The sequence below is a fragment of the Cognaticolwellia aestuarii genome (assembly GCF_002000025.1).
GTDB lineage: Bacteria > Pseudomonadota > Gammaproteobacteria > Enterobacterales > Alteromonadaceae > Cognaticolwellia > Cognaticolwellia aestuarii.
Map to the genome: position 1 here is coordinate 120,898 of NZ_MUZV01000001.1, position 20,796 is coordinate 141,693.

The following is a 20,796-nucleotide window of genomic DNA, read 5'->3' on the forward strand; positions in this document are numbered from 1 at the left end:
TGCCCCTTAGTGGTTATGCGGATCGAATCCGCCTTTAGCGATTTCAGACGCAACAAAAAATGCACCTTTGGTTACAATTCGCGTTCCACTATCAAGGCCAATGATTTCTCTAAAACCACCTAAGGCTCGGCCTAGTTCTACTTCTACAGCTTTAAATTCTCCAGGGTGGTCTTCGACAAATACGGTCCAATCACCATCGGCACTACGGATCAATGCCTCTTCTGGCACAGCCATCACTTTCTGCTTTGTGGCGAACTGAAAGTAAACTTTTACAAACATGCCTGAATGAAGATTATCATCCGAATTTTCTACTCCTAATCTAATAATTCGAGTACGAGTAATAGGGTCAATTGTATGGGCTTCTTGGATAACTTTGGCATTGTAACTCTGGCCTTCTAATTTAAGTACCGCAGGAGAGTCAATTGATAAATTAAGCTTTTTATTTGGAGAAACTTTTGCTTCAACCCATAATTTTTTTTCATCAGCTAGCAACATAACGGTATCCCCAGCATCAACACGTTGCCCTTGGATAAAGTCGTCTTGAAGTACAACACCATCACGCTGTGCCGTTAACGTATATTGCCCGAATGCCTTAATATCCTTATTAGAAATACTTTTAATTGCTTTTTCAGTTAACCCTAAAGCAATGAGTTTTCCGTATGAAGCGTTGTAAGTCGTTTCAGCTTGTAATAAGCGGCTTTCACTTACTGTTTTATTACCTAGTTTTTTAATACGTTGCCATTCCGTTGAAGCGATTAGATAGTCCGCTTGCGCTTGTGACATGGACTCACTAAATAGAGTGACCAGTTTTTGTCCCTTATCTACATGTTCGCCAAGCGATGCATGGCGACTGATAATAACTGACTCTGTACGTGGTGATACCACATAACTTTTATAGCCATTAGCTTTTATTTCGCCAGGTGCATACACGGTGCTAAATTGATATTCAGGCTTAACACTTTCCACTTTGATGTTAGCAAGCGACATCTTCTTTGGATCTATAGTGATACCCTCTTCATGTTCTTCTTCTCCCTCTTTATTATCACCTTCATGGCCATGCTCGTCATGGTCACCTTTGTCTTCTTCATGTCCCTTTTCGTGATCGTCATGATCATCTTTATGTTCTTTTACATCTTGCTTCAAAACCTTTGCGACAGAACCAGTACCATCTGATGACTGTGCAAAAGCATCATGATTTGTAGTAAGCCCTAATAACAGGCTGCTAATTACTACGGCTAATAATTTTTTACTAAATATTGTATTCATTTTTGTAACCTATATTTTTTGTAAATTTAAGATTTCGTTTTTCGTAACTGAAAAAGTAAACGTTCAAATCTCAAATTTTGATAACTGACCCATACTTAAAACGAAGGATATTTCTGCAAGCTTGAATTGATTTTCCAAACGAATTCCTGCATGAAGTCCTTCCGCACGTTGATTTAATACAAGTAAGTAATCAGACGTATTAATGTCACCAGCTTCCCAGCGCTTATTTAATAAATTTGCGCTACTTTCTAATCTGCCTTCTGTGAGTTTTCGCCATTGCTCAAAGTATTTTTTACTGACATTAAGCGATTCATAATTAGCTTTTGCTTCAAAAGACTGCTTTCGATAAACCGAGCGAAAGTTGGCTTCTGCTGCGATTGCTTCTGAATAAGCAGCTTTAACAGTATCTGAATAGTTATTTCTGATATTTAATGGAATTGAGAAAGTCACACCAATCAAGTCTTCATCTCCACTTTTCCCTGCGCTAACTCCAATGGTTGGGTTAGCTTTAGATTCCATAGTGGTTAATTGAGCTTTCGATTGTTGTCCTTTCCATTTCGCTCTAGCGAGTTTAACTTTTGGATGATTCTCAACCCACTGTGACTTAAATGAATAGCTTGTTACTCCAAAAGTAAATGAAGATAAATTGGCGGTATTAGGCGTCCAATCAGGCAATAACTCCTGAACTTTTACCTCTGCATTTTTCAAAGTAATTTGCGACTCAGATATTTCACTGAAAATTTGGGACAAGTTTACGTAGACCAGTTCAGCGTCAAGTGGCTCTAGAAGTCCAGCTTTTCGCTTATCTTCAACAATTCCAACGAGCGTTTGCAATTGCTCTTCTCTTTCTGAAAGTAACTGAGCCGCCTTTTTTGCTGCTTGCCAATTAACTATTGCAGTTAAAGCGTTAGCCTTTTTAGAATCGAGTAGAGATAACAACTGTTGCTGGTTTGCATAAACATCAATTTCACCAATGCTTTTATTTGCTGATTGCTTATCCCAAAAATCAATCGTTTGACTGATACCAATAGAGTAATTATCAAAATCACCCTCTTTTTCATAGCTTGCTTCAAGCTCTGGGTTATATACGGCTTGAGTTAAGCTTTTTGCTCTATGATTACTTGCATTAAGTAACTCTTTAGCCGCAACAACTTCGGGATCTTTATTTATTTGACTATCAAGCCATGAAATATTTTTCTCTTTGCCATAACTGGCAACTGAAAAACTCACAGCCATGCATAAAGACAGGACTAACCCTGTATTTTTTAAATATATATACATAAAAACTCTTAATTTTAAAATTAATAAACACGAACCCTTTATCCTTTTCATGGACAAATAGGTCATTAAAAATCAATCTAATTAAGAAATGGGTGGGCGAAGTATCGCTTCAAGAAAGGTACTTGTTTGATCAATTTGATAAGGAGTTTTATTGATAATATTTAGCTTACCATCGACATTTGAATTACTGACTAAAATCCAAGATAAGTGGCTGCCACTGCAATGACCACAGTGATGACAATCCTTTACATCGTGCTGTTCATCATCTGTATTATCATTTAAAACATTTCGATCATCGTCATGATCATGTTGAGTTTGAAGATGCTCTATATCTATTTGATGATTCTCAGAAGTTGCGGATACAACAGCAGTTAACGATTGCAAAACAATCGAAACGACTAATAGTATTTTTAGCACAACATTAAGGTTCAAAGTTATTACCTGTTAAATATAGTATTTAAAATACTAGCAGAAACTATTTACTTAAACTAGCTTTCCCAGTCAGTTTCCACGCTTTTACATTAAATAACTTTTTATTTGACTCTATAGCCACTATAGATTTTACAATGTGATAATAAATATCATTTAGATTTGAACTGTGGAACTCATTTTATGCCCTTTTCCCCAAAAGTAAAACAGGAAAGCCAATACTATAACTATTTAAAGCCGCTAGCTTATTTGATCTTGCTAGTCACAGCATTTTTTTCAAAATTTTGTATAGCTTCCAATTTGGAAGAGTTTTCGCAGCATCGACAAATTATACAATTAGCAGAATATGTAGGTGTTGATTATGAGTCGGCTATTAAGGACGGCCAAGTTATTAACGATGATGAATATCAAGAAATGCTTGAATTCTCCAAATTGATAGTTGAAAAAACGTCAATTAATAATAATTATATGCGTTCACTCAATGAGAAAGCATTAGCTTTACAAACAGCTATTTCAACTAAGCAAAATGCAAATATTGTCAGGAAAATTACATCTGAGTTACGAATTTCATTATTGGCTATGATGCCAGAGCTACCTCTCCCTAAAAGGTTACTTTCTAAAGAAGCGACGTTTTCTTTATTTGAAAATAACTGTGCGAGTTGTCATGGTATTTCAGGTCAAGGAAATGGTGTTTTGGCATCGGGATTAGAGCCTGCTCCTACCGATTTTACCGATAAAACACGTGCAGAAAACCGTTCACTTTTAGGCTTATTTGATGCCATATCTAATGGGCTTGATGACACTGCCATGCCTGCATTTACACAATTAAAAGAACAGCAGAAATGGTCCCTTGCATTTTATGTAGGTGGTTTGGCATTTAAATCATCAAGTGAATTAACAAAACCATCACAATCAATTTCATTACAAAATTGGATAAATTATAGTCCATTAAAGTTATCGACAGAAACTGACGGATTAACTAAAAATGAAATTGAAGGATTAAGGGCTAATCCTACATTATTGTTTACCAATCAAAGTAGTCCTATCGCAATAACCAAAACTCAATTAGCTGCCGCAAGCAATGCGTATAAAAATGAGGAGTACGAGAAGGCTAAGACACTTGCTGTGAGTGCTTATCTAGATGGTTTTGAATTAATTGAAAATAGTTTGGATGCACGAGACAAAGATTTACGAAAAAGCATCGAAGGAAACTTGATTAAGCTTCGTCAAGTTTTAAGTAACGCGCAACAGGTTAATCAATTTGAAAGCCTTATGGAGATTACTGTGGGGCAACTCCATGATGCGGAAGAATTGTTGACAGAAACCACTTTGTCAAATGAAGCTCTTTTCACTGCAAGCTTAGTTATCTTACTAAGAGAAGGTTTAGAAGCGTTGCTAGTTGTACTGGCTTTAATAACAGTATTAATTCGAACTAAACGTCATGATGCCTTAAAATATGTCCATTTTGGTTGGTTCAGTGCGCTATTAGCAGGTTTTGCTACTTGGGCGGTAGCACAGTCAATTATCAATATCAGTGGTGCGAGTCGGGAAGTCATGGAAGGTATTGCTGCAATGGTTGCAGCAGTAATGTTGTTTTATGTTGGGATCTGGATGCATAGCAAAACGAATGCTGAACATTGGCAGGCATATATTCAAAAGCACATTAATTCACAATTAGAAGCGGGTACACTGTGGGGACTAGCAGTGCTCTCATTTATTGCTGTTTATCGAGAGGTTTTTGAAACAGTCTTATTCTATCAATCACTTGTAACACAAGCCTCAACAACTCAATACTCATTTGTTATCAGTGGATTTTTATTCGGGGTAGCTGTGTTATCGATTCTTGCATGGGGAATGTTTAGATATTCTGTTAAATTGCCAATTGCTCGTTTCTTTTCTACAACAACTTACTTGCTTTTAGTTCTATCATTCATATTAATGGGTAAAGCCATCTCAGCTCTTCAAGAGGCTGCGATTATAGGAATCACTCCGTTACCTATTAATGTGGAAGTTACATGGTTCGGTATAGGTTCTACTTGGCAAGGTATAACAGCTCAGGTGACCATTCTGATATTATTTTCACTGTATATGTATCGTTCAAGGAATCGCAATGCCTCATAATTTACACAGTAGTTAGTAATCATTCATTGAGCATCACCACTAACTTAATTAAGAGCAGTTATTTTACTAGCTAATCTTAAAACTGGGATGTTATTAGAAGAGTTAAATCGTCTTAATACTTAATGTCGGAAACTCACCAATAAAGATTATAAAACCTATTGACTCTATAGTTGCTATAGATTTTATACTCAACGAAATATTGTTACGGAATGTTAAATATGTCAGAAAAATGTAGTGGTCAGCGTCAATCATCTCCTACCAACGAAGACGTAAAAATTGATACACAATTAGATAACTATGGTGGCGCGTTTGTCAGTACATATAAAGTGCCTCAAATGGACTGTCCTTCAGAAGAGAGATTGATCAGATTAGCACTTGACTCAATTGAGCCTTCTGTTGGATTGCAATTTGATATTCCTAGTCGATTAGTCAAAGTTTTTCATGATGAAAATTTAGATGAGATAACAAAAAAGTTACAACAACTTAAACTCGATGCAGAGTTAGCATCAACTAAAGAAAGTTGCAGCACAGAAGCTGCAAAAGCAAAAGATCTAGCCCAAAAAAATGAGATGAAAGAAGCGTCAACGCTAAAATGGTTGCTGGCTATTAACGGGATCATGTTTTTTGTAGAAATAATTGCTGGGATTATTGCACAGTCTGCTGGCCTTATTGCAGACTCATTAGATATGTTTGCTGACGCTGCCGTATATGGTTTGGCTATTTATGCGGTAGGTAAAAGTATCAGCATGAAACTTAGAGCAGCACATATCTCTGGTGTGCTTCAGATTATTTTAGCGCTAGGTGCTTTGAGTGAAGTCGTAAGACGCTTTATTTATGGTAGTGAGCCTATGTCATCTTTAATGATGATATTTGGTGGAATAGCACTAATCGCTAACATTGCTTGTCTGTTTTTAATATTTGGCAATAAAGAAGACGGCGCTCATATGAAAGCGAGTTGGATTTTTTCCGCAAATGACGTTATCGCAAACATTGGCGTAATCTTAGCTGGCTTATTAGTTACAGTAACAAGCAGCCGTTATCCAGATTTAGTGATTGGCTTGATAATTGCTTTTGTCGTTTTAAACGGTGCTCGCCGCATCTTACAGCTAAAGTATTAACTGAAATTAATCATGACCATTTATTTAAATTTTAAAACCATTATTGACACCTGTATAGCTATTTTAAGTCTGGCTCAAACAGCCATTGGCAGGTTGAAAGCATGCATTGGATGTTGGATATGAACTTTAGAGAAGATGAATCGAGAATACGTAAAAAGCAGGGACCACTTGTTTTTAATGTGATGCGAAAGATAGCAATGGCACTCTTTAAACGAGATACATCCAAGTCAGCCAGTATGGCTAGGAAAAAGAAAATGGCAGGGCTTGACGATGATTATCGCTCAACCCTGTTAGAATCTGGGATTAAAATGCGCTAGCCGTGAACAGCTAAAGGTAAATGAACTTATGAAAAACAATACCTACATTCCACCACTACGATTTCATTGGTTAACGAGTTTTTATGACAGCCTCGTTGCTATCACCACGAGAGAAGCATTTTTTAAAAAACTGATTGTTGATAAAGTTGCCAACGTCAAAGGAAACAATCTACTTGATGTTGGTTGTGGAACAGGAACGCTCACAAAATTAATAGCTGAAAAATCACCTAAACATACCGTAATAGGCTTAGATGCAGACCAAACAGCTCTAGATATTTCACAGAAAAAAGTTATAGGCAAAGATCTTAATATTTCTTTTAGACAGGGCTTTGGACAAAAAATGCCTTTTGATGAAAACTCTTTTGACATCGTAGTTTCAAGTTTGTTTTTTCACCACTTAAACAGTTCCGCTAAGCTCGCGACATTAACTGAAATTCGTCGGGTACTGAAACCGGACGGTACTTTAATAATTGCAGACTGGGGAAAGCCTACTTCAATATTTCAACGGATATTGTTCTTTGTCGTTCAATTATTAGATGGTTTCGAAACTACAAAAGATAATGTAGATGGAGTTATTCCCTCTTTGGTGGTTGAATCAGGGTTTACTCATGTTTCAGATTTAAACATAGTCCCAACGCCTTTGGGAACTATCAGACTGATTGAAGCGAACTAGATAACAATGAACCTAATGCACCCATCATATTTTAAACCATATATATCATACGTGATAATGATTTTAATCGCGGTGCAGTCTGTGTTTTTTTCGCTAGAAGAGCTTGAAATAAACTTGATAGAAAGTTCTTTTAACACATCACTAACTGAGTCAACTACCCCACTAAAAGCTTCAGAAACCTCCAATATATTTGAAGTAAATAATAGCAACAGTTCAATTGAAAATTGTAATTTTTGTTGCTGTTGTCACTTGTTTTTAAATGCAGATTCTTCTTGTAATATTTTACAAGCAATAGATCATTTTCCTACCTACGCCTTAGTTTCTCCTGAGCTAAAAGGCTATATGTCGGTGCCATTTCGTCCCCCTAAATACGCCTAATTTTTATATCAAATTTAAAAAGGTCAACATTATTGACCTAAATAACAATATAAATTTATAGGAAAGTATATATGGCACTTTATACCTGTGTGCATCGCAAGATAGAAATTTTGAGGTGTGTAACACCTCGGCTCAAATATATCGCGTTTCTCGCTTTGTCACTTTTTACATTTAATGTTTATGCATTTGAAAAGCAGTTAAATCTTCAAGAGGCAATACAGCGAACGCTTAAACAAAATCCTGAACTCAAAATATTTGATTTCAAACAAACCGCATTAATAGGACGAGAACAAACAGCAAGTTTAAATCCCGCTTATGAACTAGAACTTGAAGCCGAGAACTTTGCAGGCTCAGGTGAATTTAATGCATTCGACAGCGCAGAATTAACTGTCGCTCTATCTTCGGTTATTGAAATGGGAGATAAACGCTCAGCGCGAATTGGGCTTGTTTCAAACTCAAGAGCATTGCTCACTGCTGAAAAAGAGGTAGCAGCACTAAACTTGATGGCTCAAGTCACTGAAAAGTACGTGGAAGTACTTGCAGCCCAACAAAGAGTTATATTGGCAGATAATGCACTGAAGTTAGCACAAGAAACGTTAGAGATTGTATCTCAACGTAACCGCGCAGGTGCAACTCCTGAGGCTGAAGTGAAACGCTCAAAAGCAGTTATTGCTCAGGCAAATCTAACTGTTCAATCGGAACAAAAGCGCTTGGAATATTTAAAACTTTCTTTAGCAGCTTTCTGGGGAGAAAACTCTGTAACCTTCTCTGAAGTACAAGGTGATCTTTTTCAGTTTGGCAATAACAGTGACTTTAACAGCCTTTTTGCGAAGTTAGAAAAAAATCCAGCGATTCAAATCTATGCAAGCGAACAACGACTAAAAGAGGCTGAAATACAGTTAGCTAAAACAGAGTCAACTGCCAATATCAAATGGTCTGTCGGTGTTAGGCGCTCTCAAGAAGCTAATGATACGGCACTGGTCGCTGGTTTTAGCTTACCTTTGTTTGCTGAAAAGCGAAATTCTGGCGCAATCGCTAGTGCCTTAGCAGAGCGTGATCAAGTTGCTATAGAGAAAGAAGCGACTAAGTTAAGATTTAGAAATCACTTACTGCGAGCATACTCCAATAGAAAACAAGCCATACTAACGGCAAATTCATTAAAGCAGTCAGTTATTCCAATGCTTGAAGATGCACTGGAAGATACTCAAGACGCCTATCAAAAAGGTAGATATGGCTACCTTGATTATGTATCGGCTAGACAAGAGTTGTTAAATGCTCGGCGAACCCTTATTGACGCGGCATCTGCTGCCCTGATTTACGGCGCAGAGATAGAAAAACTAACAAACGAAGCGCTGTCACTCTAAATAAACATCACTTTAAGATTAATAACAATTTATTGATTCAGTTATTAACTGAATCGTTTAGGAATTAAAAATGAAAAACTATTTACTCGCACTATTGATTTTTATCGGGCATTTATCACCCATTCAAAGTGCTTTCGCTAGTGAAGATGAACATGAAGGCGAAGAAGGCATTAGCAAAATTAACAATAACATGGCAAAAAGGGTTGGTGTTGAAACAGCCTATTTAGCTTCAAAAACGTTGAACCAAACTATCCCTGTATACGGCGCTACGACGATAGGCGCTGAACAATTATTTCAAGTTGGCGCTAGATATAATGGCGTTATAAAGACAATAAACTCCACTGTTGGTGATAAGGTAAAAAAAGGCGATCTATTAGCCGTTATTGAATCTAACGAAAGCTTAAATACCTATAAGATAATTTCCCCTGTTTCTGGGACTGTTTTACAGAGAAATGGAAATATTGGCGGTATCACACAAAACACCAGCTTGTTTGAAATCGTCAATTTTGACACGTTGTGGGCCGAATTTAAGGTTTTTACTAGCCAGTATAATCAAATCAGAGTCGGTCAGTCTGTTGATATTGAGCATGGTGAACAAGCATTCAACTCAACCATCACCAATATAATTCCAGCTATAGATCAGTCATATGTTTTAGCACGTGTACGTTTAAATAACACTGAGCTAAACCTAACCTCAGGCCAATTATTAATGGGTAGCGTAAAGATAAACCGATTTGAGGTGGATTTAGCCGTCGAGAAAGTTGCCATACAAGAACTGGGAGGACAATTTGGTGTCTTTGTAAAAGAAGATGAAGAGTATGAGTTTGCACCACTTGTCCTCGGTCGTTCAGACAAAAACTATATCGAGGTCATTGATGGCCTCAGTAAAGACGCTGAATATGTAAACAAAAACAGTTATCTGATTAAAGCAGATATATTGAAATCTGAAGTAGAAGACGACGATTAGGAGACGCAATATGATTGAATCAATTTTGCGTCTTGCAATAAATAGGCGCTACTTAGTATTAAGCTTGCTGATGGTAATCATCGGCGTTGGTATGTGGAGTTATCAAAAACTTCCCATTGATGCAGTTCCAGATATAACAAACGTACAGGTACAAATAAATACTTCTGCTCCCGGTTATTCACCTTTAGAAGCAGAGCAAAGGGTAACCTTTCCTGTAGAAACCGCGTTAGCTGGACTACCAAAACTGTCTCACACCCGTTCCCTGTCAAGATATGGTTTATCCCAAGTAACCGTTATTTTTGAAGAGGGAACAGATATTTATTTCGCACGCAACTTAATCAATGCCAGACTAGCTGCGATAAAAGGCGTTATTCCCTCTGGCTTAGAGCCAGAAATGGGTCCTATTTCTACAGGGCTTGGCGAAATATTTATGTATACAGTGCAAGCTTCTCCTGACGCTAAAATGTCTAATGGAGAACCTTATACCGCTATTGCCCTGAGGGAAATTCAAGACTGGATCATTAAACCGCAATTGGCTCAGGTTAAAGGCGTCATTGAGGTCAACAGCATCGGCGGCTACAACAAGCAATATCACATCACGCCGAAACCTGAAAAATTACTTTTTCATCGTGTAAGCTTTGAAGAAATATCTGATGCATTGCGTAAAAACAATGATAACCGTGGCGCTGGCTATATTGAGCAAAACGGACAGCAAGTGTTAGTACGCTCCATTGGGCAACTAGCGACAATGGATGAAATCCTCAATGTCATCATCAAAAAGAACGATGGTATTCCTGTAAAAATAAGTGATGTTGCCAATGTTGCTATAGGAAAAGAACTTAGAACAGGGGCTGCTACTCGTAATGGCATTGAGACAGTGCTTGGTACAACCATGATGCTGATTGGTGAGAATTCTCGTACCGTTGCCTTAGATGTAGAACAGAAACTCAGTGAAATACAAAAATCTCTTCCAAAAGGCATTATCGCAGAGCCTGTTTATGATAGAACAACGTTAGTAGATAAAGCGATTGCAACCGTTACCAAAAACCTCGTTGAAGGTGCGCTATTAGTTATCGTTGTACTTTTCTTGTTGCTTGGAAATTTACGCGCCGCATTAATAACAGCCGCCGTAATACCACTATCAATGTTAATGACAATTACAGGTATGGTACAAGCAGGAGTATCTGCTAACTTAATGAGCCTTGGTGCATTGGACTTTGGTTTGATAGTGGACGGGGCTGTCATCATCGTTGAAAACTCTGTTCGTCGGTTAGCTGAGGCGCAACACAACGGTCATAGGCAAGACCTAAGGGAACGACTAAATACTGTTTTTGAAGCCACTTCAGAAGTCATACGTCCAAGCCTGTTTGGTGTAGCCATTATCACAGTGGTATACATACCCATTTTCACCCTAACTGGTGTTGAAGGGAAAATGTTCCATCCTATGGCGGCAACTGTCGTAATGGCGTTAATATCAGCCATGATCCTTTCAGTTACACTGGTTCCTGCTGCTGTTGCGATATTTATGAAAGGTAAAATCAGCGAAAAAGAAAGTGTTGTTATTCGTTCAACCAAGTCTATCTATAAACCATTGCTAATTATGGCAATGAAATTTCGTTGGATTATTGTTTCATTTGCAACGCTGTTAATGGGGTATAGCCTTTGGTTAGCAACTACGCTTGGGACAGAATTTGTTCCACAATTAAATGAAGGTGATATTGCACTACAGGCGTTAAGAATTCCTTCGACTGGCCTAGAGCAATCAGTAGAAATGCAAGAAGTACTTGAAAAACGTATTAAAGCATTTCCTGAGGTTGATAAAGTATTTTCGCGCATCGGTACTCCAGAAGTTGCGACTGACCCAATGCCACCGAGTATTGCTGATATCTTTGTTATATTAAAACCACGCAAAGATTGGAATGAACCTTCAAAACCGAAGAGTGAATTAGTTGAAGAAATGGAAGAGGTATTGAAAAACATTCCTGGCAACAACTATGAATTCACTCAACCTATTCAAATGCGTTTCAATGAATTGATTTCAGGTGTTAGAGCAGACATAGGTATCAAAGTATTTGGCGATGATTTGGATCGGTTATTACTGACCGCAAAAGATATTCTAAATATTGTGAAAACCGTCGATGGTGCAGCAGATGCCCGAATGGAACAAGTCACAGGTGTTCCATCTTTATCGGTAATCCCTAAACGCGAAGCGCTTGGTAGGTATGGTTTGAGTGTTACTGAACTGCAAGACTGGGTTGCCACAGCAATAGGCGGTGAATCTGCGGGGATCATTTATGAAGGTGACAGACGGTTTGAGTTAGTTGTTCGTTTACCAGAGCAAATAAGAACGGATATCGATGGCTTGAAGTATCTGCCGCTTCCACTTGAGAATGGTAACTATGTGCCACTTGAAGAAGTTGCAGAGCTTAAATCAGAGTATTTACCTGCTCAAATTAGCCGTGAGAACGGAAAAAGAAGAGTTGTGGTTACCGTCAATGTACGTGGTAGAGATTTAGGTGGTTTTGTCAAAGAAGTGAAAGCTAAAATTAATCAGGAAGGAGAAATCCCAGCAGGATACTGGCTTGATTATGGCGGAACGTTTGAACAACTAGAGTCAGCGAGTAAAAGATTAAGCTTAGTTGTGCCGATCACATTAGTTGTTATCTTAGGTATTTTGGTTATTGCATTTGGTTCATTAAAAGATGCATTGATCATTTTCAGTGGCGTGCCTTTAGCATTAACTGGGGGCGTATTCTCTCTTTATTTAAGAGACATGCCTTTATCTATTTCGGCAGGTGTCGGCTTCATTGCATTGTCAGGTGTTGCCGTATTAAATGGCTTGGTTATGTTGGCTTTTATTCGAGACCTTTGGCATGAAAAAGGCGATCTTTACTTAGCGATCATTGAAGGTGCCATCATTCGTTTAAGACCTATTTTAATGACGGCACTAGTTGCAAGTTTAGGTTTTATTCCAATGGCGCTAAACACTGGAATTGGAGCAGAAGTACAACGACCACTAGCAACAGTTGTTATCGGCGGTATTGTATCTTCTACCATTTTAACTTTGTTTGTATTACCTGTTTTATATCAGTGGGCGCATGGCTCAGAGATTAGTAAACAGCAATCTGACGAAATTTAATGCCCCAAAAGCAGCTTAATTTATGTTTAAGCTGCTTTTATATTTAATCTTTTTTATTTCAACTTTTAAAGTTTAATTCGCATCGTCTCGGCAACTTTCATTTAAAAACTCAAACTCTATCGTCGTATGCGATAAATGATAGGAAGCTAATTTAGTTGCAACTTCTTGTTTAAGTCTAATTAAGTTTTCAACTTCAAAGTTGTCACTCAGCTCAAGATGAGCTGTTAAAACGTGACTTTCACCATCTAGTGACCAAAAGTGCATGTGATGGATACCATTAACTTCTGGAAATTCCATTAATGATTGTTTAATACGTTCTTGGGTCTCTTTTTCTGGTGCCGCTTGAAGAAAAAGTACCAACGTTGATTTCAAGTTTCTAAAAACGTTAAATAAGATAAATAGCGTGAAGCCAATTGATAATAAAGGGTCTAAAATTGGCAGTTCAACAAAAAAAAGTACGACAGAAACAATAAGAACAGCAACCCAGCCAAGTACATCTTCAAGTAGATGCCATGTCAGCACTTTTTCATTTAGTGTTTCACCCGCTTTTAATTTAAATACCGCATATCCGTTAACGACAACACCGAGTATGGCAAGTCCCAGCATCCCCTCAACTACAGGCATTTCAGGATTGGACAACCTCGGTATTGCTTCAAATAAAACCCAAATAGAACCAATAATCAAAACGATACTATTTACCAATGCACCAAAAAGTGTAAGTCGGCGATAACCATAACTGAATTTGTCTGATGCTTCTTTATCTGAAAAACGACTTAAAATCCACGCAAAACCTATTGAAAGACTATCACCAAGATCGTGAACTGCATCAGCCATTATCGCGGTACTGTTGGTTAGCCAACCGCCAATAAATTCAATAATAGTAAATATCACATTAAGAAAAAACGCCCAACCAATGCGGTCGTTTTTTTCATGATGGTGACTGTGACTATGGTTGTGCATTTTGTACCTCCAGTGCTTTTGTATTTCTAATTTTTGATACATTCATATTAATCAAATGACGGATCACGCGTTGATACAACCAACGTTTTACTCCTGATAAATTTGTGCCTTTTTCTAGGTAAAATTCATCAGGGGAATTATAAAGTCCAAAGTCGTCATGGATACCTTCTTTTTGAATATAGGTATCCTCTCCACGCCAATCTGTATCTGGTGATGAAAAGCACTTTGTCGCAACACCATAACCACAAAAATCATCTTTTTCTTGGTTAAACTTCTGCTGTAGTGAGGTTAAGTATTGCCTATCTAATATAAAGCCCTCTAAATTAATCCAGCGCCCATCAAAATAAACTTCTACCCAACTATGGATAATATATTTAGGTGCTAGCCAAAATATATAGCTGGGAATGGCACCTTTTTGTAATTGCTGAACAATGGTAAAACCATGGAAACGACACTGGATACCTAATCCACGCAAGAGTGCCATTAATAGATTACCCTTAGTATTACATTGCCCATAACCATCTGCTAGCACATCGCTTGCTGCAATATCATCGCTTTCATTATAGCCGAAGAGAATCTCATCTTTTACAAACTGATAAGCGGCACCAATTTTGTTGAAATCATCCAAATTTTTCCACCCTCGTTTATTAATAAGAGATTGGATATTCTTGTGTTCAAAATTAACAACATTCGTATTATTTAAATATTTCTCAGCCATTTTATACTCCGGTTAACTTGTATATTATTACTATAAATCCTATAGTAACTATAGAGTCAAGTTTGTTAGGGAATTTTATGAAAATAGGCGAGTTCTCAAAAAAGTCAGGTTGTTCAATACAGACAATTAGATATTATGAAAGAGAAGGATTGCTGTTAAATCCAAACCGTTCAGAAGGTAATTTTAGGCTGTATGATAGTAAAGCACTAAAACAATTGGAATTCGTAAAACATTGTCGCAGCCTAGATATATCACTCAATGATATTAAACGTCTTATCGAATTAAAAAATAAGCCAGAAGAAAGCTGCTCTAGCGTTAATGCATTAATTGATCAGCAACTCGCATTAGTGAATAAGCGCATGAAAGAATTAAGAGCGCTTAAAGCAGAGTTACAACAGATGGCAAGTGCTTGTGGTTCAAACAATACTATTGAAGCATGTGGGATCATTAAGTCACTAGATAGTTAATCTTTTTAAGGTTATGCAGGCAGAATATAAATCGTTAATACCTACTACTGTTAATACCACTTTGTTAAGATTTACCAACAGTAATTGCACGCTCCGACATAAAATCATCTGATGCAGCATAAACTGTTCCAAAATATGAATCCCAGCTTTTCCCTTCAAAAGCAGTAATCAAGTCAACTAGTTGATGAAACTCACCTCCAGATTCTGAAAGGTGTTGAGCATCCCAGAGTTGATCAAGCCGCTTTAACGCAGACGTTAACTCTTCCTGATTACTTATTTTATTTGCTGACAAAATATCTTTTACATCAATTCGTGAACAACTATCATACTTTTCTTCATTAGGCTCAATAACAGTCAAACTATCACCACACATGTCAGCAAAGCACTGTTGGCAAAGATCAATACTGATTTGATTGCCATCACCGTGAATACTTCCATAGCCACATTTATGATCAATACTTATAAATTCATGAAATTCGTAGTCATCTTGAGTTGCTTGTTCGCCACAACCATCACAAGTTAGTTTAGAGATCACTTTAACAACTTCATCTTCAAAATTTTTCATGATTACTCTAAATTTTTTGCTGATTCTTTAATAACATTAACTCTTCAGCGTTCTTGTTTATAGACAATAAAACAAGGCTATGCTCGCTTAATAAAATGCATCGTTTTAACGGATGATGATCATCATCTAACCGCCTCAATATTGAGTTTAGCTCGCGTTTAAGCTTAGCTGGCCTAAGCACCTTACAGCTTAAGTTGGCAATTTCTAGGCTGGAACTACCCAGGCTTTTGAATTCAATCAAATCACCGACTTCAAAATAGTCACTGAATTTATCTTTTGGCAGTGAAAATAATACACTGCTATCTGAATCATCTTCAAATGCAGTTGGGCACCTATTTACTTTGACTTCAAAATTTTCATTGAGATGATCGACTGAGGTTATTGTTGCCCTTTGATTATGTTTCATTTGACCACCGTTCAATGTAATCGTTTTGCATCTTCACGCTCTAATTTCTCTCTTGCTTCAATTACTTCAGCAGGTGAAAGCAACAAATGTCTCATGACTACAAATTCAGATAATCTCAACTCAAAACTTTCGGGTTTATCTTCAGTGACATAGCAATTATCACTTTTTGTAATAAATTCAAAATTATTTTGTAATTGAATTAGTGATGTTATTATTCGTTGACCTGCGGGAAATCGATACGTATGATCTGAATGAACAATACCGAATAACATTTCCCCAAGAAATATTTTCTCACCATTATGGAAATCAAAAACACTTAATACTGTTGCTTCTTTTAAGAATGTTTTCATAGTGCATTCACCAGCCAATCTACGTGAGCAAAAGGTCGCAAGATCATTAGGTAATATGATTTATTGAAAACAATTCGAAATTTACATGCATCTTTACGAGATAAAAGTGAATCATTAATCCATTGGTTTTTCGATGAATAGCACTTTTCACCGTCCTCGATTTTGTTCAGAAAAATGCACTCAAGAGTTAATCTTTCACTTCCTAAATTTAAAATAAACACCTGCTTTTCTTCGGTATCTTTTATCCGAATATTAATATTGGGGGCTTGTCCAATGTCAGTGATCTGCAAATGTGGTGATAATGGGAAACCATATACCAGATAGTTTTGGTTATTTATTTTAAAATAACAAGGATTTCGGTCAGGAGTATCTGATTCAAAATTTGATAAGCAGTCACAGCTATCAGCTACCCATTTAATATGTTCATCTATTTTTATTCTTTCTTCGTTTTCTTGAGCAGATGAGATATCTGTTTGTGCTAGATCTGTATGAAGTGAATGCTTTACGTTATCAACAGAGAACTCATCAAATGAAACTTTTGTTGCTAGAAAACGGAATGGTATTTCATTGATTAACAAATCAGTGCTTAAAACAGCTTGATTATCTTGCAATGAATCAAAACAAGGTCGCCATTTAAATTCAATATGCTCGGCATCTACAATGTATTTTGACTCATTTTCGAGACCAAATAATTTGAATAGGTTTGATATTAGATCAATTTTAGAAATATTTATTACTGTCTTCGATTCTAGTCGAATCGCCATGTGTTCTATTTCTAAATGAAGATCTTTAATTAACTCTTTATCTTCCACTTCACATATCAATAAGTATTTTAACTTTTGATATTCTGATAAAGCCCCAAAACTTGATGCATAATTAAATTCAGCTATTGAGTCGCATAAATCTTCAAAGTCTATATGTTGGTAGACACTTGTTGCTAATAAATCATAACCAAATGATTCAGGTAAATTTAGGGATTTTGCAAGAAGTTTAGATTGGAGTGTTAACTTTAGGGTTAATGTGTCTGATGTGATCATTTAGTTATCCATAAATTAAAACAAACAACAGCCTACTAACGCCAGTTTGTTAATTATGAAAACCAAATTTTTACGGATGCTCTGCTTCATCGTTCATACTTAATTATAAATATGTGTAGGCATAGGCTGTCCGTTCAGCCTTTTTTGCTAATATATATGAGAGTAAAACGATTGTAAACAGAACAGGGTTATACATATCTGTATAATTTAAAAGGATTTTATTTTATTTTACTTTTAAAATCAGTTGGTTCAATACCAAAAATTTCAACAACGCTATTTTCATTTATTTTTGTATTTTCAACTCTTTCATTAAAGCGAGATAAAATATTATTCATATCTGTATGAAGGAACTTTAGAAGGAAGTCTTCTGCTCTTGGGTGTAAAGCCGCTAATATCAGATTTTGATTTTCAAAGGAGTCAGACTTCAGCAATGAAATTAACTGTCCATAACTATCACAGCCATAAACAACATAGGACAACATTTCTTGGCTTTGGCCAAGCGGAATAGATAATTTTTTCGAAAGCCTTTTTGCTTGCCTTTTAACATTGTTAAGCAAGTCTTCATTATTAAGCGACATGTTTTCACCAATACAAAAATACGCAACAAAAAGCCCACGCTCTTTTTGTCGAGTAAATTTTATTGGTACACATTCGCTACGCGAATTTACAATCTATTCAAAGTATATCCATTTCGTTCATTATCGTGGGAACTGGCCTCTTTGATACGGCCTGACTTTACAAGATTAAACATACAAAGCCATGTCTATTATTACACTAAATTCCACTTTAAGTAATATGATAAACAGTTTTTACTGCATTGATATTATTCATCAAGGTAATACATATCATGGCTAAAAGATTTTTCTCGATGAGGGGAACTTTAATACGAGCAGCGTCCATAATTAGGAGGATTGAAGCACATTAAGCCGTTTCCATTGGAGCCGTAACAAATAGCCCTCCATTACTTACTATATCTTTAAATACACCTGAAATAGCATAATCAACTAATGCTGCTGTCGCAGCTTCTAGAAATTTAATAAGGACTTCGCCATAGTGATTGTGATATTGATAAGACATTTTTAAATCTGTCGCAAATTTAGATTTGTTGAAAACATACCTTGCGAAATCTTTTCTTTGTTGAAATGGTAAGTACTGACCGTCAATAAAATATAAATATTCGATGCCTTCATCATCAGCCACACTTACATTTTGTTGAATTAAAATTTTTGAAAATTCGTACCCTTTGATTATTTCAAATAACATAAAGTGCAGGATTTCCTGATCTTTATTGCTAAAATCTTTTCTGTTAAGTAGCTCTTTCTTCAACTCTTCTGTTAATTCACTTTTATAAAAACAATTTACGCTCATTTTCTTACCTTAATATTATTATTTATGTCATCTCCTATTAATTAACTCCTACCAATCATTTCCTCATAGTTAATATATTGAAATCTATACTAAAAAACAAATACTCTAAATATCATTTGGCATTGTTTTATAAATAAAACAGACCTAAAAAAAGTGAGCAAGATTTATCTATCACAAGTGTGATTTGAATTTACAAAATAAAGGTAAATATACGAGTGAAATTGAATGACATTCAAAAGAAGATTATTTATCGCGTGTGAGATTGATTCACTACCTAATAAACCAGCGCCTTTTTACTTAGATCACATCACTCTATTTGGCCTGCTAAGGTGGAGGCTGGCCTCTCTAACAGACCATAGCTTAATTAAAAGCTATGGCTGTTATTACATATTTAAATCAATTGTTAATTAGGTCTAAAAATTCTTTTCTGTGAAATCAGCTAGAGAACTTCTTTCAACTTCATCAAATATCAAAACACTACCTTTTTCATAGTTACGATAGATATTAACTGCTGCACTAGCTCCTGATGATGCAGGAGTAACGAACCTATCATCAATTTGCGCAAGATTTCCAAGTACGATAGTTCGGCAGTTTTTACCACCGCGACTAAGCATTCCTTTCATTTGCGCTCTCGTCATATTCTGAGCTTCATCAATAATGAGAACGGCATCATCAATTGATCTACCTCTAAAATAAGCCATGGAAGTAAACTCTATATTAGCTCTATCGATAATATGTTCGACAGTAGCGCGAGTACTCTTTTCATCATCTTCATCGTCTGAATGCATTGAAATCAAAGCATCTGTAACACCAGCTAACAAAGGTAATGATTTTTCAGTTAGATCACCTGGGAGGAAGCCCGGATCATCATCCATGAAATCTCGACTTCTCACGACAACGATTTTTTTATATTGTTTTAATTCAAGAACTTGGTGTAACCCAGCCGCAATCGCTAAAAAAGTTTTACCGGAACCCGCAGGGCCAAGGATGATATTTAGATCAAAATCAGGATCGGTAAGTTGATCTAAAGCGACTGCTTGACGTTGATTCTTAGGAAGTATTCCCCATATTTTTTCAGGTTTTCTTTGAAGTAATGTCGTAAAGATATGTTCATCAGTTACTTCCTTTATTTTCCCAACGTGACCAACTTCATCATACCAATACATATTCGGCTGAGCTTCGTCGTTAAAAATATCACGATTGAAACGGTATAACTTTCCAGACATCGCAAAATCTTTTTCTTCTTCACAGCGATCAAACAGGTCACCAGTAAATGATTGAACTCCTGTGTAGAGTAAATCAACATCCGAAATTTGATTATCGACAAGTACATCTTCGGCATCAACACCAATTGTCCGTGCCTTTAAGCGCATATTGATATCACGACTTACAATCGACACATCTTCCTTTAATGTATTTTGCAAATGAAGTGCGTAATTGATAATACGGTTATCAGCATCACTACCGATTGCATGCTTTAACTCTTTAGCAAAGTCTATCTGAGTATCAATACCAATGAATAATTTACCGCGCTTAGCTGTCTCAGTTGACGGTAAATCAATTCCCTGCTCCATCTCTTCAGATGAATGACCATTAATGATGTCCTCTAGCATTCTAATGACTGCACGAGCATCTTGAGATACATTTTTATCAGTTCGTTCTTTTAAATTGTCTAGTTCTTCAAGCACGGTTAGACAGATATATATATCATCTCTGTATGCTAAGAGACTCTTAGGATCATGTACTAAAGCTGATGTATCGAGTACACGTGGATTTCTATTTTCGTTTGAATTTTTCATTATTGATTTACCTCAAGATTATTTTTTATTAATCCGTGACTACTAGTTAAATCCATAATTATTTTATTTTTAA

Annotated in this window: 20 protein-coding genes and 1 pseudogene; 9 read left to right on the plus strand and 12 right to left on the minus strand. The window is 36.4% G+C overall.

Annotated elements, in window-relative coordinates; all coding sequences use genetic code 11:
• Positions 1-6 precede the first annotated feature (6 nt).
• The 3 genes from B0169_RS00560 to B0169_RS00570 all read right to left on the minus strand — a co-directional run bounded on the left by B0169_RS00560 (position 7) and on the right by B0169_RS00570 (position 2,979).
• Positions 7-1,266 (minus strand): efflux RND transporter periplasmic adaptor subunit, encoded by a 1,260-nt coding sequence (locus B0169_RS00560; RefSeq protein ID WP_077283672.1) that lies wholly within the window; start codon positions 1,264-1,266, stop codon positions 7-9.
• A 63-nt stretch (positions 1,267-1,329) separates the two neighbouring features.
• Positions 1,330-2,547 carry a TolC family protein gene (locus B0169_RS00565; RefSeq protein ID WP_077283673.1) on the minus strand — a complete coding sequence of 406 codons (1,218 nt, stop codon included), beginning with the start codon at positions 2,545-2,547 and terminating at the stop codon, positions 1,330-1,332.
• An 81-nt stretch (positions 2,548-2,628) separates the two neighbouring features.
• Positions 2,629-2,979: a hypothetical protein gene (locus B0169_RS00570; protein WP_077283675.1), complete on the minus strand. Its 351-nt coding sequence runs from the start codon at positions 2,977-2,979 to the stop codon at positions 2,629-2,631.
• A gap of 180 nt (positions 2,980-3,159) precedes the next feature.
• Here B0169_RS00570 and B0169_RS00575 point away from each other — a divergent pair, with 180 nt between their 5' ends.
• The 8 genes and pseudogenes from B0169_RS00575 (at position 3,160) to B0169_RS00610 (ending at position 13,053) form a co-directional block, all read left to right on the plus strand.
• On the plus strand, positions 3,160-5,097 hold the full coding sequence (locus tag B0169_RS00575; RefSeq protein ID WP_077283677.1) for a cytochrome c/FTR1 family iron permease: 1,938 nt from the start codon (positions 3,160-3,162) through the stop codon (positions 5,095-5,097).
• A 218-nt stretch (positions 5,098-5,315) separates the two neighbouring features.
• A complete protein-coding gene (locus B0169_RS00580; RefSeq protein ID WP_077283679.1) occupies positions 5,316-6,215 on the plus strand; it encodes a cation transporter in 900 nt (299 codons plus the stop codon).
• Positions 6,216-6,295: 80 nt separating this feature from the next.
• Positions 6,296-6,532: pseudogene (locus B0169_RS00585) on the plus strand (transposase); the annotation flags it as partial.
• A gap of 28 nt (positions 6,533-6,560) precedes the next feature.
• Entirely contained in the window at positions 6,561-7,205 is a 645-nt protein-coding gene (locus B0169_RS00590; protein ID WP_077283681.1) for a class I SAM-dependent methyltransferase, read from the plus strand.
• A gap of 81 nt (positions 7,206-7,286) precedes the next feature.
• The gene (locus B0169_RS00595) at positions 7,287-7,583 is read left to right on the plus strand and encodes a hypothetical protein (RefSeq protein WP_233131303.1); all 297 of its coding nucleotides are present in this window, start codon (positions 7,287-7,289) and stop codon (positions 7,581-7,583) included.
• A gap of 71 nt (positions 7,584-7,654) precedes the next feature.
• A complete protein-coding gene (locus tag B0169_RS00600) occupies positions 7,655-8,947 on the plus strand; it encodes a TolC family protein (protein ID WP_077283683.1) in 1,293 nt (430 codons plus the stop codon).
• Positions 8,948-9,017: 70 nt separating this feature from the next.
• Positions 9,018-9,914: an efflux RND transporter periplasmic adaptor subunit gene (locus tag B0169_RS00605; RefSeq protein WP_008114330.1), complete on the plus strand. Its 897-nt coding sequence runs from the start codon at positions 9,018-9,020 to the stop codon at positions 9,912-9,914.
• Between the two features lie 10 nt (positions 9,915-9,924).
• Entirely contained in the window at positions 9,925-13,053 is a 3,129-nt protein-coding gene (locus B0169_RS00610; RefSeq protein WP_077283685.1) for an efflux RND transporter permease subunit, read from the plus strand.
• Between the two features lie 72 nt (positions 13,054-13,125).
• Here the strand turns inward: B0169_RS00610 and B0169_RS00615 are convergent, their stop codons facing one another.
• Together B0169_RS00615 and B0169_RS00620 are read right to left on the minus strand one after the other, a co-directional pair.
• On the minus strand, positions 13,126-14,013 hold the full coding sequence (locus B0169_RS00615) for a cation diffusion facilitator family transporter (RefSeq protein ID WP_008114333.1): 888 nt from the start codon (positions 14,011-14,013) through the stop codon (positions 13,126-13,128).
• Positions 14,000-14,731 carry a transglutaminase-like domain-containing protein gene (locus B0169_RS00620; RefSeq protein ID WP_077283687.1) on the minus strand — a complete coding sequence of 244 codons (732 nt, stop codon included), beginning with the start codon at positions 14,729-14,731 and terminating at the stop codon, positions 14,000-14,002. Before B0169_RS00620 ends, B0169_RS00615 begins: the two co-directional genes overlap by 14 nt.
• A 77-nt stretch (positions 14,732-14,808) precedes the next feature.
• On the opposite strand from B0169_RS00620, the gene cadR reads away from it, so the two are divergent.
• Positions 14,809-15,198 (plus strand): Cd(II)/Pb(II)-responsive transcriptional regulator, encoded by a 390-nt coding sequence (gene cadR / locus B0169_RS00625; protein ID WP_036985255.1) that lies wholly within the window; start codon positions 14,809-14,811, stop codon positions 15,196-15,198.
• A 64-nt stretch (positions 15,199-15,262) separates the two neighbouring features.
• Here cadR and B0169_RS19410 read toward each other — a convergent pair whose 3' ends face one another.
• From B0169_RS19410 to B0169_RS00660, 7 genes are all read right to left on the minus strand, one after another.
• Positions 15,263-15,763, minus strand: coding sequence for a hypothetical protein (locus B0169_RS19410; protein ID WP_077283689.1), 501 nt, complete (start codon positions 15,761-15,763; stop codon positions 15,263-15,265).
• 7 nt (positions 15,764-15,770) lie between these two features.
• Positions 15,771-16,169: a hypothetical protein gene (locus B0169_RS00635; RefSeq protein WP_143323425.1), complete on the minus strand. Its 399-nt coding sequence runs from the start codon at positions 16,167-16,169 to the stop codon at positions 15,771-15,773.
• A gap of 11 nt (positions 16,170-16,180) precedes the next feature.
• Positions 16,181-16,519 (minus strand): hypothetical protein, encoded by a 339-nt coding sequence (locus B0169_RS00640; protein WP_077283693.1) that lies wholly within the window; start codon positions 16,517-16,519, stop codon positions 16,181-16,183.
• A complete protein-coding gene (locus tag B0169_RS00645) occupies positions 16,516-17,556 on the minus strand; it encodes a hypothetical protein (RefSeq protein ID WP_077283694.1) in 1,041 nt (346 codons plus the stop codon). Before B0169_RS00645 ends, B0169_RS00640 begins: the two co-directional genes overlap by 4 nt.
• A 218-nt stretch (positions 17,557-17,774) precedes the next feature.
• Complete coding sequence (locus B0169_RS00650; RefSeq protein WP_077283696.1) at positions 17,775-18,134, minus strand: hypothetical protein; 360 nt, start codon at positions 18,132-18,134, stop codon at positions 17,775-17,777.
• A 343-nt stretch (positions 18,135-18,477) separates the two neighbouring features.
• On the minus strand, positions 18,478-18,924 hold the full coding sequence (locus B0169_RS00655) for a hypothetical protein (protein ID WP_077283698.1): 447 nt from the start codon (positions 18,922-18,924) through the stop codon (positions 18,478-18,480).
• Positions 18,925-19,337: 413 nt separating this feature from the next.
• Positions 19,338-20,723, minus strand: a complete 1,386-nt coding sequence (locus tag B0169_RS00660) for a PhoH family protein (RefSeq protein ID WP_077283700.1) — start codon at positions 20,721-20,723, stop codon at positions 19,338-19,340.
• Between the last annotated feature and the right edge of the window lie 73 nt (positions 20,724-20,796).